This window comes from Microbulbifer sp. TYP-18 (genome assembly GCF_040932045.1).
Lineage (GTDB): Bacteria > Pseudomonadota > Gammaproteobacteria > Pseudomonadales > Cellvibrionaceae > Microbulbifer.
Window position 1 is genome coordinate 29933 of sequence record NZ_JBFRBC010000020.1, and the last position, 20326, is coordinate 50258.

Below are 20326 nucleotides of genomic sequence, written 5' to 3' on the forward strand. Positions count from 1 at the left end.
GGGCTGTTCCGCAGAGTTGTGTCAGCTTTCAAGGGCGACGACTCAATGGACCGGCATTGGTCTGCCGGATTGCCGGGTTAATAACAGCGAACCATTAAGGATGCCCATGTGACCGACCAATACGCGGTGATCGGCAACCCCATCTCCCACTCACTATCGCCGCTGATCCACCGGGCCTTTGCCCGTCAGACCGGGCAGGATATGGATTACGACCGGCTGCTGGCGCCCGTGGACGCTTTTGCCTCTATAGCCCGGAGCTTTTTCGCTGCCGAGGGCCGGGGGCTCAACGTCACAGTGCCATTCAAGCTGGATGCAGCGGCCCTGGCGGACCAACTGACAGACCGGGCCCGCGCTGCGGGCGCGGTAAACACCCTGGTGCTCGGCAGCGACGGTCGCCTTCTCGGCGATAACACCGACGGCGCCGGGCTGGTTAACGACCTCACCCGCCAATTGCGCTGGCCGCTGGAGGGGCAAAGGATACTGCTGCTCGGTGCCGGTGGCGCCGCCCGCGGTGTCCTGCAGCCGTTGCTGGCGCAGCTCCCGGAGGCCATTCACATCGCCAACCGCACCGCCGCCCGGGCAGTACAGTTGGCGCAAAGGTTCCCACAGGGGGGAAGGGTCACCGGCGGCGGCCTGGATGATCTGCCGGGTCCCTTTAACCTGGTCATCAATGCCAGTTCCGCCAGCCTGAGCGGCGAGATGCCGGCGCTGCCCGCAGCAGTCATCTCCAGTGACACCCGCGCCTATGACATGGTCTACGGCGCCGAGCCAACCGTATTTATGCGCTGGGCTGCGGACTGTGGCGCAGAAACCGCTGACGGACTGGGTATGCTAGTGGCGCAGGCGGCGGAATCCTTTTTTCTCTGGCGCGGGCTGCACCCCCAGCTAGCACCCGTATTGTCGGAACTGCGGGCGGGATTGAAGCGCAATCAGACTGACGAACAAAATTAGGGCCTGTTGACACCAATCAAACTAAAGGGGGTAAGGTGCGCGAATTCCTGCGAAACCTGTCTTTTGTCTTTGCCGCCGGCTGCTTTGGCGGCCTGTGTTATGCCCTGGTGCTCTGGGCCATGGGGTACCACGGATTCAACCGCTGGGTGGGCGTGGACATAGCCCCCTATCTGTCCAATGCCTACCTGTATCAGCGGGTGGTCTGGGGCGGGCTGTGTGGATTGATCTTCCTGCTGCCCTGGCGACGCTCCTGGGTGGCGCGCGGCTTCTTTCTGTCCCTTGTGCCCGCCGGTATCCTCTTGCTGTTGTTGCTGCCCATGCGCGGCTACGGGATCGCTGCCCTGGGGCTGGGGGCCCTGACACCCCTGGTGATTGTGCTCGCCTGTGCCGCCGGGGGCATCGCCGCCTCCGGCCTGCTGCGGGCACAGGGAAAATAGCGCTTCCGCTGGACCCTGCCGGTACCGCAGCGCTCTGAGCGTGATAGTCTGAAACAGGCCGACCGCAGATATTGAGCAGTGGCGTCACCGGGCCGGCACTATCCATTAATCCCCCCGGTAGGGAGGGGCGGGCGGAATCGAATCCATCCAGTTGGCTGCTCAAACCGGCGCACCGGCAAAGTTCAGGGCTGGAGCACCTCGAACAAGAGTGGAGATTGCAGTGTCGGAGCTGGTGATTAAAAAAAACCTCGGCAAGCGGGACATAATCCTGTTTACCGTCTCCGCCATACTGTTGGTGGACACTCTCGCCGCCACCGCGGCAATCGGTGCCTCCAGTATTTTCTGGTGGCTCTTTCTCGGCCTGTTTTTCTTCGTTCCTTTCGCACTGGTTTCCGCGGAACTGGGGTGCACCTATCCGGAACAGGGCGGTATCTACGCCTGGGTCCGCGATGCCTTCGGCGGGCGCTGGGGTTGCCGGGTAAGCTGGGCCTACTGGGTAAATACCGCCATATGGATGCCGGCTATCTTTATTTTGTTCGCCGGTGTGGCAACCCAGCTGTTCTGGCCGCAAATGCGCGTAGTGGAGCAGATTGGTCTGGGAATAGCCCTCACCTGGATGGCAGTTGGCGTCAATGTGGTGACCCTCAATGTGGGCAAGTGGGTGCCGAACATAGGGGCGATTTTTAAGATTGTTATTTTTCTCGCCATTATCGCCGGCGCCATCTTCCATGCCGCGCACAACGGCCTCGCCAATCCGATCACTTTCGACAGTGTGCGTCCAAGGTTGAGCGACAGTCTGCAATATATCCCCGCGATTATTTACGGCATGCTGGGTTTCGAACTGATCAGTGCCAGCAGCGAGGAAATGCGCAACCCGGAGCGGGATCTGCCCCTGTCCATCCTGGTGTCGGGGAGCATTATTCTCGCACTCTACATCTCGGGGACCACGGCCATACTGGCCGCCATACCCGCCCGGGAAATAGACCTGGTGGAGGGGCTGGTGGATACACTGCAGCTGTTCTTCGCCAGGCTGCCAATGGGAGAAGTTCTGGTCGCGGCCTTGGGTTTGGCAGCTCTCTACACATTTTTCTCCAATGGCGTGACCTGGGCCATCGGCAGCAACAGGGCCGCGGCAGAAGCGGCAGAAGAGGGCGAGCTGCCCCGTGCCTTCGCCCTGAGAAGCCGCCGCAACACCCCGGTGGGTGCGGCAGTGCTGATGGGGATAACCAGCACCGTTATCCTGGTGTTGTACGGGCTTATGGTGCACTCCAACGAGGACCTCTTCTGGTCCCTGTTTGCCTTCAGCGGTGTAATCTTCCTGCTGCCCTACATCGGTATGTTTCTGGCGTTCCTGCAGATGCGCCGTGTGGACGGCCAGCGCACCAGGCCCTTTCGGGTACCCGGCAGCGACCTGGCGGTGCAGTTGATGGCGGTGTTTTGCGTCGCGGTGCTGGCGGGCAGTATTTTCCTGTTTGTCTACACCCCCGGCGAAGGGGTTCAGTGGCCAGTGCTCACCGGTGCTGTGATAGCGCTGCTGCTGGGCGAGCTGGCGATCCGCTGGGCGGAAAGCCGACGCCCGGTTCAGGATTAGAACTCTACCTCCCTGCGGCCAGTAAAGCCCCGGAATAGCTTCACACTTGGCCCTATTGACCCGGCAACTCAATAAGTTGCCGGGTCAATAGGGCACAAGGATGTGCCACTGCAAGGCAAAGGCCAGTCCTCTGTATCAGTGCACACCGGTAACCGGTCGAAGAAACGGGCGGAAGCCATGTCAGACTGCCAGCCTCTCAGGGCTGCACATGCTCGGTCAGGTACTGGTCTTTCAGCTTCGTATAATTGGCCGCTGAATAACTGAAAAACTGTCGTTCCGCCTCCTTCAGCGGGCGCGCCTGCTTGCAGGGTGCGCCCACATACAGGTAGCCGCTGGCGAGCCTTTTACCCGGTGGAACCAACGCGCCGGCTGCCAGTACCACCTCGTCTTCGATGACGGCCCCGTCCAGCACTGTCGCCCCTATACCGATCAGAACCCGGTTGCCCACGGTACAGCCGTGCAGGCAGGCGTTATGCCCGATAGTGACGTCCTCGCCGATGATCAGCGGCCAGCCGTCCTCGTTGAAGGGCCCCGCATGGGTGATATGCAGCACGGCGCCGTCCTGAACACTGGTGCGCGCACCTATCCGGATGCGGTGCATATCGCCCCGAACCACGGCCATTGGCCATACCGAACAGTCATCCCCCAACACCACATCGCCGATCACTGCAGACTGTGGATCGACATAGACGCCGTTGCCAAGGCGGGGGATCTTTTCTTCGCTGTCCTTGCCGTGGGGGCGCAGTGGGGACATAGTCGGGCTCCTTGTACAATGGATTCCCTATCATAGCCACATTGGCACAGTCCCACAGGAAGTTTTTATGCCCAACCCGCTGTCTGAGTTTTCCCTGCTGCCCCCCTTCGACCAATTGCTGCCGGAACAGGTGGAAGCTGCCATTACCCCCCTGCTGGAGCAGTGTCGCCGACAGTTGGCATCGGTGGCGGACAACCCGGCCCCGGACTCTGTGCTGGAAGCCCTGGAAGAGGTCGAGGATCAACTCAATCGCGCCTTTTCCCCCGTGAGCCATCTCAACAGCGTATTGAGCGGCCCCTGGCGCCAGCCCTACGAAGCGGCACTGGCGCAGGTCACCGCCTACTGGACGGAACGGAGCCAGAACGAGGCACTGTGCCAGGTCTACCGCCAGTTGTCCGAGGCGCCGGACTTCGCCGATCGAACCCAGGCACGCCGACAGATGGTGGCCCTGGGCCTGCGGGATTTCCAATTGGGCGGCGTGGCACTGCGGGGTGAGGCGCGCAGCCGCTTTGCATCCAACCAGCGCCGCCTGGCGGAGCTGTCGAGCCGCTTCGCCAACAATGTGCTCGACGCCACCAACGCCTGGACCTATCACACCAATGATGTCGAGGAACTGGCGGGCCTGCCCGCGACCGCTCTGGCCGCCGCCGCCAAGGCCGCCCGTGAGCGGGCGCTGGAGGGCTGGGTGATTACCCTGGAGGGCCCCTGTTACCTGGCGGTGATGACCCATGCGGACAGCCGCGCACTGCGCCAGCGGGTCCACCTGGCATTCGTGAGCCGGGCCTCGGAGACGGGGCCCGACGCCGGTCGGTTCGACAATTCGGCGGTCATGGAGGAGATACTGGCACTGCGGGCCGATCAGGCGCGCCTGCTGGATATGGCCAATTACGCGGAATTGTCGCTGGCGAGCAAAATGGCTGCGGACACGGCCCAGGTGGAGGCGTTTCTGCAAAACCTCGGGCACCGTGCGCGGCCGGCGGCGCAGCGGGAATTTGCCCAGCTGCAGGAGTTTGCCCGTGAAACCCTGTCCCTGGAGCAGTTGCAACCCTGGGATATCGCCTGGGCGGCGGAGAAACTCAAACAGTGTCGCTATGCGGTCAGCCAGGAGCAGCTTCGCCCCTATTTCCCCTTCGCGACCGTGTTGCAGGGCCTGTTCGCAGTGGTGGAAAAGTTGTTTGGGGTCACTGTGGAAGCGGACCCGCAGGTAGCCGTCTGGCATGCGGATGTGCAGTTCTTCTGGCTGTTGCGCGACGGCGAGCGTATCGCCGGCTTTTACCTGGATCCGTTTGCGCGCGAGAACAAACGCGGCGGTGCCTGGATGGATACGGTCAGTACCAGGCGGTGCACCGCCGCCGGGCTGCAGTTGCCGGTGGCTTACCTGGTCTGTAATTTCAGTCCCGCCAGCAGCGATACGCCCTCCCTGCTGACCCACTATGAAGTGACCACACTGTTCCACGAGTTTGGCCACGGCCTGCACCACATGTTGACCCAGGTGGATATTCCCGCCGTATCGGGCATCAACGGTGTCGCCTGGGACGCGGTGGAGCTGCCCAGCCAATTCCTGGAAAACTGGTGCTGGGAACCCGAGGCCATCGCCATGATCTCGGCACACTACAAAAACGGCGAGCCACTGCCGCAGTCCCTGTTGGACAAGATGCTGGCGGCCAAAAACTTCCAGTCCGCCATGCTCACCGTGCGCCAGCTGGAGTTCGCGCTGTTCGACCTGCGCATCCACGGTCTCGATCGCGCCCCTGACGCGAAGCAGATACAAAAGATATTGGATAAGGTCCGCGAGCAGACAGGAGTGGTGCCGGTTGCGGCAGAAAATCGCTTTCAGCACAGTTTCAGCCATATCTTTGCCGGTGGCTATGCCGCCGGCTACTACAGCTACAAATGGGCAGAGGTATTATCTGCAGACGCCTTTTCACTGTTTGAACAGCAGGGGATATTCGACCCGCCAACCGGGGAACGATTTCTGCATTCTATTCTTGAACAGGGGGGCAGCCGCGATGCCCTGGATTTGTTCACCGAGTTTCGCGGCCGGGAACCCGACATAGACGCGCTGCTGCGCCATTCGGGAATTGAGTAACCACGGGATGCCAACCATGCAGTGCAGGACAAACAATGCAATCAGGTAGCAAGCCTTCACCCAAGGCGGAGAAAAGACGTTTTATTGCCGGCGCCGTGTGCCCCAAATGTGGCGAGATGGATAGGATCGTCAACTACAACCGGGACCAGCGGAATTACCGGGAATGTGTCGCCTGCGGTTTCAGGGACGAAATCCGCCTGCAATCATTCCCCCGGGAGCTGTCCACCCGGGTCAGCGAGCAGGTCCAGTCCGAGGACACGGAAAGGCCGGTAAGATTTATTCAGCCATCCAAAAAGCCTTAGGCAAGTACACACTAACTGTGCTTAGGAAACTATTACTATTGAGTCTGGCAGCCTCGCTACTTATAGCGGGCCTGGCCAGCTGGCAGTACTGGCAGGATGCGCAGCTGGAACGCCGCCAGCAGGTGGCCCACCTGCTGTCCCGCTGCGTCAACGCCGGCCTGTTGTCCCTGTTTAATCTGCAGGCCAACAACTGGCAGCGGCGGCCTGCCTTCTACCGCGCCGAGAGCGCGAGACTGTTGCGCGACACAACGGCGCTGCCGTCGAAAACCCTGCGCGGAAGGCACTTCCCGGAGTGGCGCGAAGCAGTGCGCTTATGTGAACGACTGACGCTGAACAGCAATACCCAGCACACCACCATCTTTGCTTCCCTGGGTGATTTCGCGGCTGCGGACCTGCACGCTGCGTACTTGTTGGGAAGCCCCCAGGCTCTGAGCAATGCCAAACATATCACTGAGCGCCTATACACTGCCGCAGAGGCCGCGGACAATTACCTGTTACACCTGCGTGCAGATATCCGTGACAAGGTCTCAACCAGTAATCTGAGCCCCGCGACCCGGCAACTCGTAGAGTCCGCAATCAACAGCGAGGTTCTGGACAATTACCGCTCCGGCAACTTTTCCACCACTCAGGTCAGGGCACAGATCGGGCGCGTGCAGGCTTATCTGCAGCTTTTAACCGACAACCCGCGCGGCTATACCATCAGAAATGGCGGACTGTATTTTCACGACAGCCAGTTGCAACTGCGGGTGGACCGCCTGAACAAAGCAATAAATCAGGGACAGGGGCCATTTATGGCCAACTGGACACAGATAGTGCAATACCAGCAAATGGTAGTGAATTTTTAATCTGGCCCTAGCAGGCTGTTGAAATTCGAAGAATTTCGACGCCTGGTACCGGAATATGGATGTTCCGGCAAAATCGGCGACGGCTAAGTCGTTGATTTTGGGAGAAAAGTGAAAATCACATTTTTCGCTTTTCGTGTGTTGCAAAAGGCAGGATGCCTTTTGCAACAACCTGCTAGGAATAAAACCCACTGCCGATTCTTTTGCCCGTGGCATTTCCACCGTCAGATTTGCAATGTTAAATCCAGGACTTTGTCGCTGAATAGCGCTGAAAATAAATCAGCAGGCCCGCAGAGCGGGCGGTGATCCACAAAAAAAGACTGAACCAGACACCCTGATTGGCCCAGGAGCGGGTCAGCCACCAGGCTGGGAAAAAAACCAGCACAGTGGCGACGAACATGGTGTTGCGCATGTCCCGGCTTTTTCCCGCGCCGATAAAAACCCCATCCAACTGGTAACTCCAAACCGCGAACAGCGGCAGGGCGCACAGCCACCAATAGACACGACCCGCCTGCTCCAGCACCGCGGGCATATCTGTAAACAGAGAGAGGATCAGCGGCTGACCGAGGACCAGTATAAGGGTGAAACCGGCGGCGGTTACCAGGGCACAGAGTCCGGCGGCGCGCACCGTGCTGGAGAAAAGGCGCGGGGATTTCTTCGCTACAGATTCCCCCACCAGGGCCTCCGTGGCATGGGCGAATCCATCCAGGGCGTAGGAGGTCATCATCAGCAGTTGAATCAGGATCGCATTGGCGGCCAGCACCGTGTCACCAAGAGCCGCACCCTGGGCGGTAAAGAAGGTCAGGGTCAGCAATAGCAGGCAGGTGCGGATAAACAGGTCGGCATTGATGCGCAGCAATTCAAGCCAGGGGGCCGGCTCGCGCAGTGGGGAAAAACCCCGACACCAGAGCCCATCCCACAACCGGCCCAGCAGGCCGTGTTCGACCCGGCGCAACAGTGCCAAGCCCATTGCCAGAGCGGCGATGTCCGCACACAGGGTTGCCAGTGCGGCGCCCCTGGCACCCAAACCCAGGCCGACGATCAACAGAAAGTCCAGGGCAATGTTGAGCAGATTGGCGGCCAGCAGGATAAACAGCGGCGCGCGGCTGTCCTGACGGCCGATAAAAAATCCCAGCAGAGCGAAATTGGCCAGAGCCAGGGGCGCACTCAGCAAGCGGATCTGCAGATAAATCAGTGCCTGTGGCCGGGCCTCGGCACTGGCATTCATCCAGTGGACGATATGCCCGAGCAGGGGCCAGACCAAAAGAATCAAACCCAGGCCCAGCGCCACCGCCAGACAGAGGGCGCGCAGCAGCCACAGTTCGCCGCCGTCCCCGCTGCGCGCCACCAGCCCAGTGGTCCCCATGCGCAGGAAACCAAATGCCCACAGCAGCATCGACATGATGCTGGCACCAATCGCCACTCCAGAAAGATATTCCGGAGAGGGCAGGTGACCGAGGATTGCCGTATCAACCGCACCCAGCAGGGGTAGCGAAATATTGCTCAAAATCATCGGCCAGGCGAGTCTCCAGACCCGTCCATAAGCCGTGTTACAGCTTTGTGTCGACGTCATTGCAGGACAACTTAAACTGGCGGTTCAATTGACTTTTTAGCGGTGGTATGTTTCTGTTGTCCCCGCAGTAGATGCGACAATAAGACACAGGTTGTTGGTTGTACCTTCCGGACGACGACATCTGAAGTAAAAATCTTTGCATAGAAGAATAACAAGTTGCACTGATGGCAGTATCGCGAAGTATCGGCAGCGTGCCCAGACTTTGCTCAGTGCAAGTGGTCTTGTATTACTACAGAATGTCCACAATTTTTGTGTGGAAACACCGTGCACCCCCCGGGTCGCGCGGCAGTCCAGTTATCCGTGACAGCCGACGGCTGAGATAAAAACAAATACACGGAGATTTGTAGGCGATGTTGAGAGGCTTCAATCGGCTGTTCGCCTTGCTGGCCACTTCGGTGCTGGCCCAATCCGCCCTGGCGGAAAACTCGGGTTCCCAGCGCTGGGAAGTGAATATGACCCAGGGGGTAACGGGCATTGCCCGGACCATCTACGATCTGCACATGTTGATCTTCTGGATCTGCGTGGCGATCGGCGTTGTGGTGTTCGGGGTGATGTTCTACAGCATGTGGCGTCACCGCAAGAGCAAGGGCTATAAGGCGGCACAGTTTCACGAGAGCACTGCCGTGGAACTGGTCTGGACTATTGTGCCATTCATTATTCTTGTGCTGATGGCCATACCCGCGACCAAAACCCTGTACGATATCTACGATACCAAGGAAGCCGACCTGGATATCATGATCACCGGCTACCAGTGGAAGTGGAAATACGACTACCTGGGCTCCGATGTCTCCTTCTTCTCCAACCTCTCCACCCCCCGGGCGCAGATCGACAACCAGCTGCCCAAAGGTGAAAACTACCTGCTGGAGGTGGACGAGCCACTGGTGGTGCCGATCAATAAAAAAGTGCGCTTCCTGATTACCGCCAACGACGTAATCCACGCCTGGTGGGTACCGGCCCTGGCGGTCAAGAAAGACGCCATTCCCGGATTTATCAACGAATCCTGGACCCGTATCGAGGAGCCCGGCATCTACCGGGGTCAGTGCGCCGAACTCTGCGGCAAGGACCACGGCTTTATGCCCATCGTGGTCAAGGCAGTGCCCCAGGCGGAGTACGATGCCTGGCTGGAGGAGCGGGCGGCGAGCGCGGCCAAAGTGCGCCAGCTCACCCAGCAGACCTTTACCTTCGACGAGCTGATGGCGCGCGGCCAGGACGTATACAACCGCAACTGTGCGGCCTGCCACCAGCCAAACGGCCAGGGGGTTCCCCCCACTTTCCCCGCCATTGCCGGCTCCAAAGTGGCCACCGGTCCCCTGGACGGCCACCTGGGCATAGTGGTTGATGGTTCGCCCACCAACCCGGCGATGCAGGCGTTTGGCCCACAGCTTTCCGAAGTGGACCTAGCTGCGGTGATCACCTACCAGCGCAATGCCTTCGGCAATGACATGGGCGACACCGTGCAGCCCATCGACATTCTCAATTTCAAGAATAAGCAGTAGGAGTCAGTCATGGCACACGGTCCGCAACCCGGATTCAAGCGGTGGCTCTACACCACCAACCACAAAGATATAGGCACCATGTACCTCTGGTTCAGCTTTGCCATGTTCCTGCTGGGCGGGTGCATGGCGCTGGTGATCCGCGCTGAACTGTTCGAACCCGGCCTGCAGATAGTGCAGCCGGAATTCTTTAACCAGATGACCACCATGCACGGCCTGATCATGGTGTTCGGCGCGGTGATGCCGGCCTTTGTCGGCCTCGCCAACTGGATGATTCCGTTGATGATCGGCGCTCCGGACATGGCGCTGCCGCGCATGAACAACTGGAGCTTCTGGATTCTGCCTTTTGCCTTCACCATGCTGGCGTCGACCCTGTTGATGGAAGGGGGTGCGCCCAACTTTGGCTGGACTTTCTATGCACCGCTGTCCACCGAGTATGCGCCGCCCAGCGTCACCTTCTTTATTTTTTCCGTCCATATCATGGGGGCCTCATCCATCATGGGGGCCATCAACATCATCGCCACCATCCTCAACATGCGCGCCCCGGGCATGACCCTGATGAAGATGCCGCTGTTCGTTTGGACCTGGCTGATCACCGCCTACCTGCTTATCGCCGTGATGCCGGTGCTGGCGGGCGTGGTGACCATGATGCTGATGGATATCCACTTCGGCACCAGCTTCTTCAGCGCGGCCGGCGGCGGTGACCCGGTACTCTTCCAGCACGTATTCTGGTTCTTCGGCCACCCGGAGGTGTACATCATGATTCTGCCGGCATTCGGTATTGTGTCGGCGATAATCCCCACCTTCGCCCGCAAGCCGCTGTTCGGTTACAGCTCCATGGTATACGCGACGGCATCCATCGCCTTTTTGAGCTTTATCGTGTGGGCGCACCATATGTTCACCGTGGGCATGCCCGTCGCCGGCGAGCTGTTCTTCATGTACGCCACCATGCTGATTGCGGTACCCACCGGGGTGAAGGTGTTCAACTGGGTAACCACCATGTTCCGCGGTGCCATGACCTTCGAAACGCCGATGCTGTTCGCTGTGGCCTTCGTGATCCTGTTCACGATCGGCGGTTTCTCCGGGCTGATGCTGGCGATAGCACCGGCGGATTTCCAGTATCACGACACTTATTTCGTGGTCGCGCACTTCCACTATGTGCTGGTGCCCGGTGCCATCTTCTCCATCACCGCAGCGGTCTACTACTGGCTGCCGAAGTGGTGCGGCAACATGTACAACGAAACCATGGGCAAGGTACATTTTTGGCTGGCGTTCATCGGCCTGAACCTGACCTTTTTCCCCATGCACTTTGTCGGCCTTGCGGGGATGCCGCGCCGCATACCGGACTACGCACTGCAGTTTGCCGATTTCAACCAGATCGCCAGTATCGGGGCCTTCCTGTTCGGCGCCGCCCAGCTGGTGTTCCTGTTCAATGTGATTCGCACCATCCAGGGCGGCAGGAAAGCCACCACGGAAGTGTGGGATAACCCCCAGGGTCTGGAATGGACACTGCCGTCCCCAGCGCCCTACCACACCTTCAGCACGCCACCGGCAGTGCGGTAACTGGGTCTCGCGGCGATGGTCTGGAACGACAATACAAAAATCACTGCAAAGCTGCTGGCGCTCGCCGCCGGCATGCTGCTGTTTGCGATCTTTGTCATGCCGCCGCTTTACGACGCCTTTTGTGAAATTACCGGCCTAAACGGCAAGACCGGCGACAAATACGAAGCTGTTCCCGCCGCCGTCGATACCAGCAGGCTGGTAACCGTACAGTTCGTCGCCACCAACAATGAAAATATGCCCTGGCAGTTCAAACCCAGCGTGGTTTCGATGCAGGTACATCCCGGTGAAGCGAGAGACACAGTGTTTATCGCCTACAACCCGACCGATCGAAAAATGATAAGCCAGGCAATCCCCAGCCTGATTCCGTTCAAGGCTGCGGCTTATTTTCACAAGACGGAGTGCTTCTGTTTCAATCAACAGGTATTGCAGGGCGGCGAGAGCGCTGAGCTTCCACTGCGCTTTATCGTCGACCCCGACCTGCCGCCGAGCGTCAACACCATCACACTCTCCTATACATTGTTCGACGTTACGGAAAGGATTTCAGACAATCATGCACTCAATAACAACAATACCGGCTCCCAGCGAGAGGGATAATAATTATGGCCAGTGAAAGCAGCTACTATGTGCCCGAGCAGTCCCGGCTGCCAATATTCGCCACCATCGGTCTTTTTCTGATAGCGTTCGGCGCCGCCAACTGGATCAATGGCGGCAGTTCATTTATTTTCTTTACCGGCTCTCTGGCCCTGGCCGCAGTACTGTGGTTCTGGTTCGCTGCGGTGATCCGCGAAAACATGGCCGGACTGAACAGCGACCAGCTGAAACGCTCCTACGTGTGGGGCATGGGCTGGTTCATCTTTTCCGAAGTGATGTTTTTCGGTGCCTTCTTCGGCGCCCTCTACTATATCCGCAACTTCACCCTGCCGTGGCTGGGTGGGGAAGGGGAACTGGGCTCATCGAATATGCTCTGGGAGGGTTTCGAAAACACCTGGCCCCTATTGGTGACCCCGGATGCGGCCGTACACGGCGACGCCGCCAAAGTCATAGGCCCCAGGGACATCATCGATCCCTGGCATCTGCCACTGCTGAATACCCTGATACTGCTGGCCTCCAGCGTTACCGTGCACATCGCCCATGTGTTTTTGAAGAAAAACAAGCGCACCGCCTTCAACCTGTGGCTGGGGCTCACCGTCGTGCTGGGCGCAGTGTTCCTGTATTTTCAGGCGGTTGAGTACTATGAAGCCTATCAGCACCTGGGGCTGACGCTGGAATCGGGCATCTACGGTACCACCTTCTTTATGCTGACCGGCTTCCACGGTGCCCACGTCACCCTCGGCACCATCATGTTGCTGATTATGTTGCTGCGCTCCGTAATCGCCCACCATTTCAAGCCGGACGACCATTTCGGGTTCGAAGCGGCCAGCTGGTACTGGCACTTTGTGGATGTGGTCTGGGTAGGACTGTTTATTTTCGTCTACGTACTGGGGGCCTGACCCCGGGGGCGCGGGGTATCCCAGCCCGCGCCCGGTGATTGCGGTATCAGTTCTCGGGCCCGCCGGGTCAACTCAGTATTTGTTGGCCCAGGGCGCGGTGTTTGACAGGATGCCGCTGTCGAGGCCATACCAGATCGCCAGCAGCAGCATCGCTGCGAGGGAGATACGGATACCCAGGGCGTATAGGGTCCGCTTGGATTCCGGCGCGCCCATATCGCGCAGCAGGAAAAACAAAGCACTGGTCAGACTCGCCAGCACCGCAAGAAACAACAGGACAATAACGACTTTCAGCCACATATTTTATTCGCCATTGGAAGTGGGGCCTGCTTGCAGGCGAAAATCGCCATGACAGCACAAAGCAATTCCGTGCAGTCCGGAACAGCCCGCAGTGTAGCACTGATTCGCAGCTGGCCGCTCACCCTCTTCTGTGGCCTCCTGCTGCCACTGCTGTTGTCCCTGGGCTTCTGGCAGCTGGACCGGGCCGGGCAGAAGGCGGCGATGGTCGCTGCCCTGGATGCCCGCCTGTCCGCCCAGCCAGTGGCGCCTGAAAAACTGCCAAAGCTGGAGCGCTATGTCCCCCTGCGCCTGCTGGGTTACTACACGGACGAGCTGTTTTATCTGGACAATCGCACGCGCAGTGGCAGGGTTGGGTATGAGGTTGTGCAGGTGTTTGTATCCGCCGGCCAGCGCTGGCTGATCAACCGGGGCTGGGTGGAGGCCACAAACAGTCGTCAGCGATTGCCGCAGGTGCCGTCGCCAATGGCCGCCAAGGTGATCACCGGTTTTCTGTACCCCTTGCCGGAAGTGCCGGCCCGAAGCGCAGATGAAAGCGCCAAATCCCGGCAGCGAATCCAGTCCCTGGATACCGGCCTGGGCACCGCTTTGGGCCTGCAACATCCACACTGGTCGGTGCGCCTGAGCGCGGATTCGGATACCGCACTGGTCACCGACTGGAAGATGATAAACAGTCCGCCGGAGCGCCACCGGGCCTATGCATTTCAGTGGTTCGCAATGGCCGCAGCTCTGGTATTGTTGTGGCTGGCTGCCGCTACTCGTATCCTGCAAAGGCTGCGAGTGCGCCGGGTGCAACGACAATAACGAATAACTGTAGAGGTAGACAGTCGTGAACGAAATCCCCGATACCACCACAAACAACCCGGAAGCTGTCACCGAGCAGAGGAGTTGGTTCGGCCGTATGCAGGGGGTTTCGGTCATTGCCTCAGTGGTATTGCCCATCGCAGCCGCCTATCTGGTGTACCACACGGGTGTGGGCATGCCGCAAGGCACCATCAACGAGGGGGACCTACTGCACCCAGCGGTGGACCTCTCCCTGCTGCCCATGCGCGAGCAGGGTACCGAACCGGTACAGCTGGCCGGCGAACCGGTCAAGTGGCGCTACCTGATTTTTTCCGACCGGAACTGCGGCAGCGACTGTGAGAAACTGCTCTATACTAGCCGCCAGGTCCATATCCGGCTGGGTGAAAAGGCGGATCGCCTAGAGCGTATGCTCATCACCAGTACCTCCCTGCCCGCGGACCAACAACAGACTCTCTCTGAACAGCACCCGCGGCTGCGCTTTTTGGTAGTGCCGTCGGAGGAATTTGCCCGCCTGCAGAGCGACACCGGGGTATTGAACCGGAACCAGCCCGAAGCACTGCTGGTGGACCAGGCGGGTTTCGCCATGATGGCGTATGACAACCACCACACGGGAAACCAGCTCCTCAAGGACATCAAGCGCCTGCTGAAGTACTCCTATGAGCAGTAAACGGAGACAGACATGCGGAAATTTTCCATAGGCCCCGACGAAGGTTCAGCACATACAGACTGGCGCCTGCGGCTGGCACTCGCGGGTTGCGTGCTCACCCTGGTGGTGGTGGTGCTGGGGGCCTTCACCCGCCTGGTGGATGCGGGTCTCGGCTGTCCGGACTGGCCAGGATGCTATGGCCAGCTGACCTGGCCCAGCGAAGCCCACGAAATCCAGCAGGCCAACGCCGCCTATCCCGACACACCGGTGGAGACCGACAAAACCTGGCCGGAGATGGTGCACCGGTATTTTGCCGGCCTGCTGCTGTTGCTGGTGTTCGGCCTCACCATACTGACCTGGCGCCGCCGCGGACAGCGCGCTTTTATCCAGGTACACATACTGCTGGCCCTGGTCCTGCTGCAAGCGGCATTTGGCATGTGGACAGTGACGTTGAAGCTGTGGCCGCAGGTCGTCACCGCCCATCTGCTGGGCGGCATGGCGATACTGTCGATGTTGTGGCTGATCGCCGAGCGGCTGCGCAACCGGGGGCGCAGTATTCCGGTGCAGGAATACCGCCTGCTGCAGAAACTCAGACCACTGGCCTTCATCACCGTGGGAGCCGTGGTTGTGCAGATAGCCCTGGGGGGCTGGACCAGCTCCAATTACGCCGCCCTGGCCTGCGCCGACTTTCCCACCTGTCACGGCCAGTGGTGGCCGCCGATGGATTTTCGCGAGGGCTTCAACATTGCCCAGCGGATTGGTCCCAACTACCTCGGTGGCGCCCTGGAGAGCGACGCGCGCACCGCTATTCACGTCACCCACCGCATCGGCGCTCTGGTGGTCACTATCCTGGTCCTGAGCCTCGCTGCCCTGGCCTGGCGTGCCGGCTCCAGGCGCTGGGCCCTGGGACTGGCGGCGGTGCTGGCGCTACAGGTCTCGCTGGGGATCGCCAACGTGGTCATGTTCCTGCCGCTGCCCATAGCGGTGGCGCACAACGCCGGAGCCGCGCTGCTGTTACTGGGGCTCCTGACCTTCTGCTACCGTATCCAAACTGCGCAACCCCGGCGATAAAAATAACAAAGAGGTGAATCCATGACCGCACAAACCCCAAGCCTGAGCACTGCCGGATGGCGCGACTACTACGAACTCACCAAACCGCGTGTGGTGATGCTGATGATTCTCACCTCGGTGATCGGCATGTTGCTGGCGGTACCGGGGATGGTGCCCCTGGATGTACTGCTGCTGGGCAATCTGGGTATCGCCCTCTGCGCCGGCAGTGCCGCAGCGGTCAATCACCTGGTGGACCGCCATATCGACCTGAAGATGGCCCGTACGCACAACAGGCCCATTGCCCGGGGGCGGGTGGAGCCACACAAGGCGCTGCTGTTCGCACTGCTGCTGGGCTGTGCCGGCATGACCATCCTGATTACCTTTATCAACCCGCTCACGGCCTGGCTGACGCTGGCCTCACTGCTCGGCTACGCCGTTGTCTACACCATGTTTCTCAAGCGGGCGACGCCGCAGAATATCGTCATCGGCGGCATCGCCGGCGCGGCGCCCCCGCTACTCGGCTGGGTGGCGGTAACGGGGGACTGGCACGGCCACGGACTTCTGCTGGTGTTGATTATTTTCGCCTGGACACCCCCGCATTTCTGGGCCCTGGCGGTGCACCGGCGCGACGACTACGCCAATGCGGATATTCCAATGTTGCCGGTGACTCACGGCGTCGCCTATACCAAACTGCACATACTGCTCTATACCTTTGTCCTGTTTGCCGTCACCCTGCTGCCGTTTGCCACCGGCATGCTGGGCTGGCTGTACCTGCTGGGCGCAGTAGTGCTGGGCATCGGCTTTATTTACTGGGCAATCGAAATGCTGCGCGACAAAAATCCCGATGCGGGCATGGAGACCTTTCGCTACTCGATTATTTATTTGATGGCGCTTTTCTGCATTATGTTACTGGACCACTATCTAATCGCGGTATAAATCATGGCTGGACACGCTTCCCCGGAAAAAACCCCAAGCCAGCGGCGGGGTATCCTTATCACTGTAGCGGTGCTGGTGCTATTTATGCTGGCCGTCCTGGCCGGGTTTATCAACAAACTGAACCAACCGCGCGTGATTTCTGACTCCGAACTGCGGCTCAACGGCGCCATCAAACTGGAGCGCCCCCGCATCCTGGAAAACTTCGAGCTGCTCTCCGATACTGGTGACGTTTTTCAAACCCGCGACCTTGCCGGCCGCTGGACACTGGTGTTCTTCGGCTTCACCCACTGCCCCGACATCTGTCCCACCACCATGGCGACGCTGAATAATTTCTACCGCGGCCTGGATGAGAAGACCCGCATCGATACCGACATCCTTCTGGTTTCCGTCGATCCCAAGCGCGACACCCCGGAAAAACTGGGGGATTATGTACGTTATTTCCATCAGGATTTTCGCGGCATCACGGGGGATTTTTTGCAGTTGAAGCGTTTCGCCAACCAGCTCAATGTACCCTTCAACAAGGTGCCACTGGAAAATGGCGACTACACCCTGGATCACGGCTCACAGGTTGTTTTGATCAATCCCCGCGGGCACTACCACGGTTTTTTCAAGGCGCCCCTGGATCCGGCAAAAATGAAGCTCACCTATGGTTCCATGAGAGCAACCTTTAACGGCTAGCCTTTTGTTGAGTGCCAGGGCCCTGACCAGTTTATCTAAACCCGTGCTGGTAATAGTCACACAAGTACAAGTCGTTACACGGTGATTTACGCCTGGGGCCAGTTTTTAACCGACGCTAAAAGTAGATCGTTAAGCGGCTTATAGCGCAGTTGGTAATGATAAGAAACAGCCCAAAAATCACTCGATATTCTGCACCTGCTCGCGCATCTGTTCGATCAGCACTTTTAGTTCCACCGCCGCCTGAGTGGTATCGGTCACCACAGACTTGGAAGACAGGGTGTTTGCCTCGCGGTTGAACTCCTGCATCAGGAAATCCAACCTGCGCCCGACAGTACCTCCAGCGGTCAGCACGCGCCGCGCTTCGGCGATGTGTGCCTCCAGCCGATCCAGTTCCTCATCGACATCGGTTTTCTGGGCAAGCAACACCACTTCCTGCTCCAGCCGGTCGGCATCCAGCTCGGCGACCATGTCATCCAGGCGGGTGCGCAATCTTTCCCGCTGGGCCTGCAGGATTTCCGGCAGCAACTGCCGCACCTTCTGTACCTGCTGCTCGACGCCGCTCAACCGGGCTTCGATAAACCGGCACAACTCCCGGCCTTCCCGTTCCCGGTTGGCACACAACTGCTCCAGTGCTTGCGCAAATGCCTGCAATACTGCCGCGGACCGCTGCTCGGGGTCGGTTTCCTGCTCGGCGATCACACCCGGCCACTGCAATATCTGGAGGGGGCTGATGGGTGCCGCCGGTGGGGAGAGCTGTGCGGCCACACGCTCCGCTGCATCCACCAGGGTACGTACCAGCCCTTCGTCAACCTGGAGGCTTCCCACTTCACCGGCGTTGTTTTTGAGCGTCAGGCAGAGTTCCAGTTTGCCGCGACACAGTTGCTTGCGCAGCTTTTCCCGCAGTTGGGTTTCCAGCGGGCGCGCCGCTTCCGGCAGGCGAAAGTGCGGCTCCAGATAGCGGTGGTTGACGGAGCGCAGCTCCCAGATGGCGGTGCCGGTGGCGAAGCTCTGCTCGGCACGGCCAAAGCCCGTCATACTGCGCACCCGATTAGTGGCCATGGCCCCCGCCCTCCAACTTGCGTTCAGATGTGGCCGCGCATCATAGCACAGGCGCCGCAAACAGTTCTGGCCCGCCGCAGTGGCGGAGTATAATGACACGCTTTAAGCCAGACTCTGAGGTGAATCATGCAGCGACCCAGTGGCCGCTTCGCCGCGCAATTGCGCTCTGTAAAGCTCACGCGCAACTATACCCGTCACGCGGAAGGTTCCGTGCTGGTTGAATTCGGTGATACCAAAGTGCTGTGCACCGCGTCGGTGGCGACTGAGGTGCCCCGTTTTCTGCGCGGCCAGGGCAGCGGCTGGATTACCGCCGAATACGGAATGCTGCCCCGCTCCACCGGCACGCGCATGGCACGCGAGGCGGCGCGGGGCAAGCAGGGCGGTCGCACGGTGGAAATTCAGCGGTTGATCGGCCGCTCCCTGCGCGCGGCAGTGGACCTGGCACTACTGGGCGAGCACCAGATCACCGTGGATTGCGATGTGATCCAGGCGGACGGCGGTACGCGCACAGCGTCGATCACCGGGGCCTGCGTAGCCCTGGTGGATGCCTTGCGCCATATGCAGCGGGCAAAGCTGATCGAGACGGATCCGCTCAAACGCATGGTGGCCGCGGTCTCTGTGGGCATGGTTGCCGGCGAGGCGGTACTGGACCTGGATTACCCGGAGGACAGCGGAGCGGACACGGATATGAACCTGGTGATGGCAGACGATGGCGGCATTATCGAAATACAGGGCACCGCCGAGGGTGAACCCTTCGCCGAGCGTCAGCTGGCAGAGATGCTGGTGCTGGGCAAGGCGGGCATCGACGAGTTGATCGCCCTGCAAAAGAAAGCGCTGGCCGAGTGAATCGGCTTGCGCACCCGCCTTGTCTCACCTCACTTTGGCCTGACACGGCCTGGCAAGTCAGACCTCCAGGTCGTAATCCATAATCAGTGGCAGATGGCTGGAAAATTCGACGTTCTTGTTGATGGCACCATACTCGATACGGTTGCGTAGCGAGTGTGAGACTATCTGCATATCAGTGCGCCAGCCGTCACCCTCACCCACCTTGCCGCTGGGCCACCAGGTAAACTCATCGGCATCCTTGACCACTTTGCGAAAAGCGTCAATGTAGCCGACGTCGTTGAACAGCTGATCCATCCAGCGCTGCTCGTGGCGCATCAGGCCGGGGGTATCCTGGTGGTCCTGCCAGTTCTGCACATCGGCGCGACGATGCGCGATATTCCAGTTGCCACAAAAAATAAAATCGCGGCGCTTGCGGCTGATCTTGTTCAGGTGCGCCTGCATGTCGTCGAAAAACTGTACCTTCTTTTCCAGGGACGCCTCGTCATTGGCGAAGGGCGCCAGTAGCGATCCGACGCTCAGGCGCTCGAAGTCCGCCTGCAGGTAACGGCCGTACATGTCCTCGCCGTTGGCAAACCCCATGCCGAAGATGATCGCTTTCGGCTGGGTGCGGGTATAAATCGCCACCCCGTTCAGGTGGGGTGTGCCGGAATCGAAAAAATAATCGTAGTAACCGTCCGGGTGGAAGATGGGGTGGTCCAGTTCCGGCTCCAGAGAACGCAGATCCTGCAGACAAATGATATCGGCGTCCTGATCCGCCAGCCAGTCGTACAGGCCACGCTGTGCCGCCTGGTGGATGCCGTCTACCGATAAACTCACTATTCGCATTATTAGCCCCTTACCAGCGGACTGTGTATGATTGCTAACATTATCTTCAGCACCTCGCCCACCAGGGTGCCTGCGGTGAGGTCTCCCTTCACCTTAGCCAATG

21 protein-coding genes are annotated in these 20326 nt (G+C 59.6%); 16 read left to right on the plus strand and 5 right to left on the minus strand.

Features of this window, described 5'->3' with window-relative positions; genetic code table 11:
* The first annotated feature begins 108 nt into the window (after positions 1 to 108).
* The 3 genes from aroE (at position 109) to ABVT36_RS14855 (ending at position 2979) form a co-directional block, all read left to right on the plus strand.
* On the plus strand, positions 109 to 951 hold the full coding sequence (gene aroE, locus ABVT36_RS14845) for a shikimate dehydrogenase (protein ID WP_368457241.1): 843 nt from the start codon (positions 109 to 111) through the stop codon (positions 949 to 951).
* Positions 952 to 986: 35 nt separating this feature from the next.
* A complete protein-coding gene (locus ABVT36_RS14850) occupies positions 987 to 1388 on the plus strand; it encodes a hypothetical protein (RefSeq protein ID WP_368457242.1) in 402 nt (133 codons plus the stop codon).
* A gap of 220 nt (positions 1389 to 1608) precedes the next feature.
* On the plus strand, positions 1609 to 2979 hold the full coding sequence (locus ABVT36_RS14855; RefSeq protein WP_368457243.1) for an APC family permease: 1371 nt from the start codon (positions 1609 to 1611) through the stop codon (positions 2977 to 2979).
* A gap of 196 nt (positions 2980 to 3175) precedes the next feature.
* Here ABVT36_RS14855 and ABVT36_RS14860 read toward each other — a convergent pair whose 3' ends face one another.
* Complete coding sequence (locus ABVT36_RS14860) at positions 3176 to 3733, minus strand: gamma carbonic anhydrase family protein (RefSeq protein ID WP_368457244.1); 558 nt, start codon at positions 3731 to 3733, stop codon at positions 3176 to 3178.
* 67 nt (positions 3734 to 3800) lie between these two features.
* Here ABVT36_RS14860 and ABVT36_RS14865 point away from each other — a divergent pair, with 67 nt between their 5' ends.
* The 3 genes from ABVT36_RS14865 to ABVT36_RS14875 are packed head-to-tail and all read left to right on the plus strand — an operon-like array spanning position 3801 to position 6969.
* On the plus strand, positions 3801 to 5822 hold the full coding sequence (locus ABVT36_RS14865) for a M3 family metallopeptidase (RefSeq protein WP_368457245.1): 2022 nt from the start codon (positions 3801 to 3803) through the stop codon (positions 5820 to 5822).
* Between the two features lie 35 nt (positions 5823 to 5857).
* A complete protein-coding gene (locus tag ABVT36_RS14870) occupies positions 5858 to 6124 on the plus strand; it encodes a YheV family putative zinc ribbon protein (RefSeq protein WP_368457246.1) in 267 nt (88 codons plus the stop codon).
* Positions 6125 to 6162: 38 nt separating this feature from the next.
* Entirely contained in the window at positions 6163 to 6969 is an 807-nt protein-coding gene (locus ABVT36_RS14875) for a hypothetical protein (RefSeq protein ID WP_368457247.1), read from the plus strand.
* Positions 6970 to 7204: 235 nt separating this feature from the next.
* On the opposite strand, the gene ABVT36_RS14880 is transcribed toward ABVT36_RS14875, so the two are convergent.
* The gene (locus tag ABVT36_RS14880) at positions 7205 to 8479 is read right to left on the minus strand and encodes an MATE family efflux transporter (RefSeq protein ID WP_368457248.1); all 1275 of its coding nucleotides are present in this window, start codon (positions 8477 to 8479) and stop codon (positions 7205 to 7207) included.
* 410 nt (positions 8480 to 8889) lie between these two features.
* On the opposite strand from ABVT36_RS14880, the gene coxB reads away from it, so the two are divergent.
* From coxB to ABVT36_RS14900, 4 genes are read left to right on the plus strand one after another with little or no spacing between them, the layout of a single operon-like run.
* Complete coding sequence (coxB, locus tag ABVT36_RS14885; RefSeq protein ID WP_368457249.1) at positions 8890 to 10035, plus strand: cytochrome c oxidase subunit II; 1146 nt, start codon at positions 8890 to 8892, stop codon at positions 10033 to 10035.
* A gap of 9 nt (positions 10036 to 10044) precedes the next feature.
* Positions 10045 to 11595 (plus strand): cytochrome c oxidase subunit I, encoded by a 1551-nt coding sequence (gene ctaD, locus ABVT36_RS14890; RefSeq protein ID WP_368457250.1) that lies wholly within the window; start codon positions 10045 to 10047, stop codon positions 11593 to 11595.
* 15 nt (positions 11596 to 11610) lie between these two features.
* Positions 11611 to 12189 (plus strand): cytochrome c oxidase assembly protein, encoded by a 579-nt coding sequence (locus ABVT36_RS14895; RefSeq protein ID WP_368457251.1) that lies wholly within the window; start codon positions 11611 to 11613, stop codon positions 12187 to 12189.
* A gap of 5 nt (positions 12190 to 12194) precedes the next feature.
* Positions 12195 to 13085, plus strand: a complete 891-nt coding sequence (locus ABVT36_RS14900; protein ID WP_368457252.1) for a cytochrome c oxidase subunit 3 — start codon at positions 12195 to 12197, stop codon at positions 13083 to 13085.
* A gap of 72 nt (positions 13086 to 13157) precedes the next feature.
* Here the strand turns inward: ABVT36_RS14900 and ABVT36_RS14905 are convergent, their stop codons facing one another.
* Complete coding sequence (locus ABVT36_RS14905; RefSeq protein ID WP_367149859.1) at positions 13158 to 13382, minus strand: DUF2909 domain-containing protein; 225 nt, start codon at positions 13380 to 13382, stop codon at positions 13158 to 13160.
* Between the two features lie 48 nt (positions 13383 to 13430).
* Here ABVT36_RS14905 and ABVT36_RS14910 point away from each other — a divergent pair, with 48 nt between their 5' ends.
* From ABVT36_RS14910 to ABVT36_RS14930, 5 genes are read left to right on the plus strand one after another with little or no spacing between them, the layout of a single operon-like run.
* The gene (locus ABVT36_RS14910; RefSeq protein ID WP_368457253.1) at positions 13431 to 14183 is read left to right on the plus strand and encodes an SURF1 family protein; all 753 of its coding nucleotides are present in this window, start codon (positions 13431 to 13433) and stop codon (positions 14181 to 14183) included.
* Positions 14184 to 14208: 25 nt separating this feature from the next.
* The gene (locus ABVT36_RS14915) at positions 14209 to 14850 is read left to right on the plus strand and encodes a hypothetical protein (protein ID WP_368457254.1); all 642 of its coding nucleotides are present in this window, start codon (positions 14209 to 14211) and stop codon (positions 14848 to 14850) included.
* Between the two features lie 12 nt (positions 14851 to 14862).
* A complete protein-coding gene (locus tag ABVT36_RS14920) occupies positions 14863 to 15900 on the plus strand; it encodes a heme A synthase (RefSeq protein ID WP_368457255.1) in 1038 nt (345 codons plus the stop codon).
* Between the two features lie 21 nt (positions 15901 to 15921).
* Positions 15922 to 16815, plus strand: a complete 894-nt coding sequence (gene cyoE / locus ABVT36_RS14925) for a heme o synthase (RefSeq protein ID WP_368457256.1) — start codon at positions 15922 to 15924, stop codon at positions 16813 to 16815.
* Positions 16816 to 16818: 3 nt separating this feature from the next.
* Complete coding sequence (locus tag ABVT36_RS14930) at positions 16819 to 17493, plus strand: SCO family protein (RefSeq protein ID WP_368457257.1); 675 nt, start codon at positions 16819 to 16821, stop codon at positions 17491 to 17493.
* A gap of 177 nt (positions 17494 to 17670) precedes the next feature.
* On the opposite strand, the gene ABVT36_RS14935 is transcribed toward ABVT36_RS14930, so the two are convergent.
* A complete protein-coding gene (locus ABVT36_RS14935; RefSeq protein ID WP_368457258.1) occupies positions 17671 to 18552 on the minus strand; it encodes a YicC/YloC family endoribonuclease in 882 nt (293 codons plus the stop codon).
* A gap of 126 nt (positions 18553 to 18678) precedes the next feature.
* On the opposite strand from ABVT36_RS14935, the gene rph reads away from it, so the two are divergent.
* Positions 18679 to 19398, plus strand: a complete 720-nt coding sequence (rph, locus tag ABVT36_RS14940; RefSeq protein ID WP_368457259.1) for a ribonuclease PH — start codon at positions 18679 to 18681, stop codon at positions 19396 to 19398.
* A gap of 57 nt (positions 19399 to 19455) precedes the next feature.
* Here rph and ABVT36_RS14945 read toward each other — a convergent pair whose 3' ends face one another.
* On the minus strand, positions 19456 to 20223 hold the full coding sequence (locus ABVT36_RS14945) for an exodeoxyribonuclease III (RefSeq protein WP_367149870.1): 768 nt from the start codon (positions 20221 to 20223) through the stop codon (positions 19456 to 19458).
* Positions 20224 to 20326: the final 103 nt, after the last annotated feature.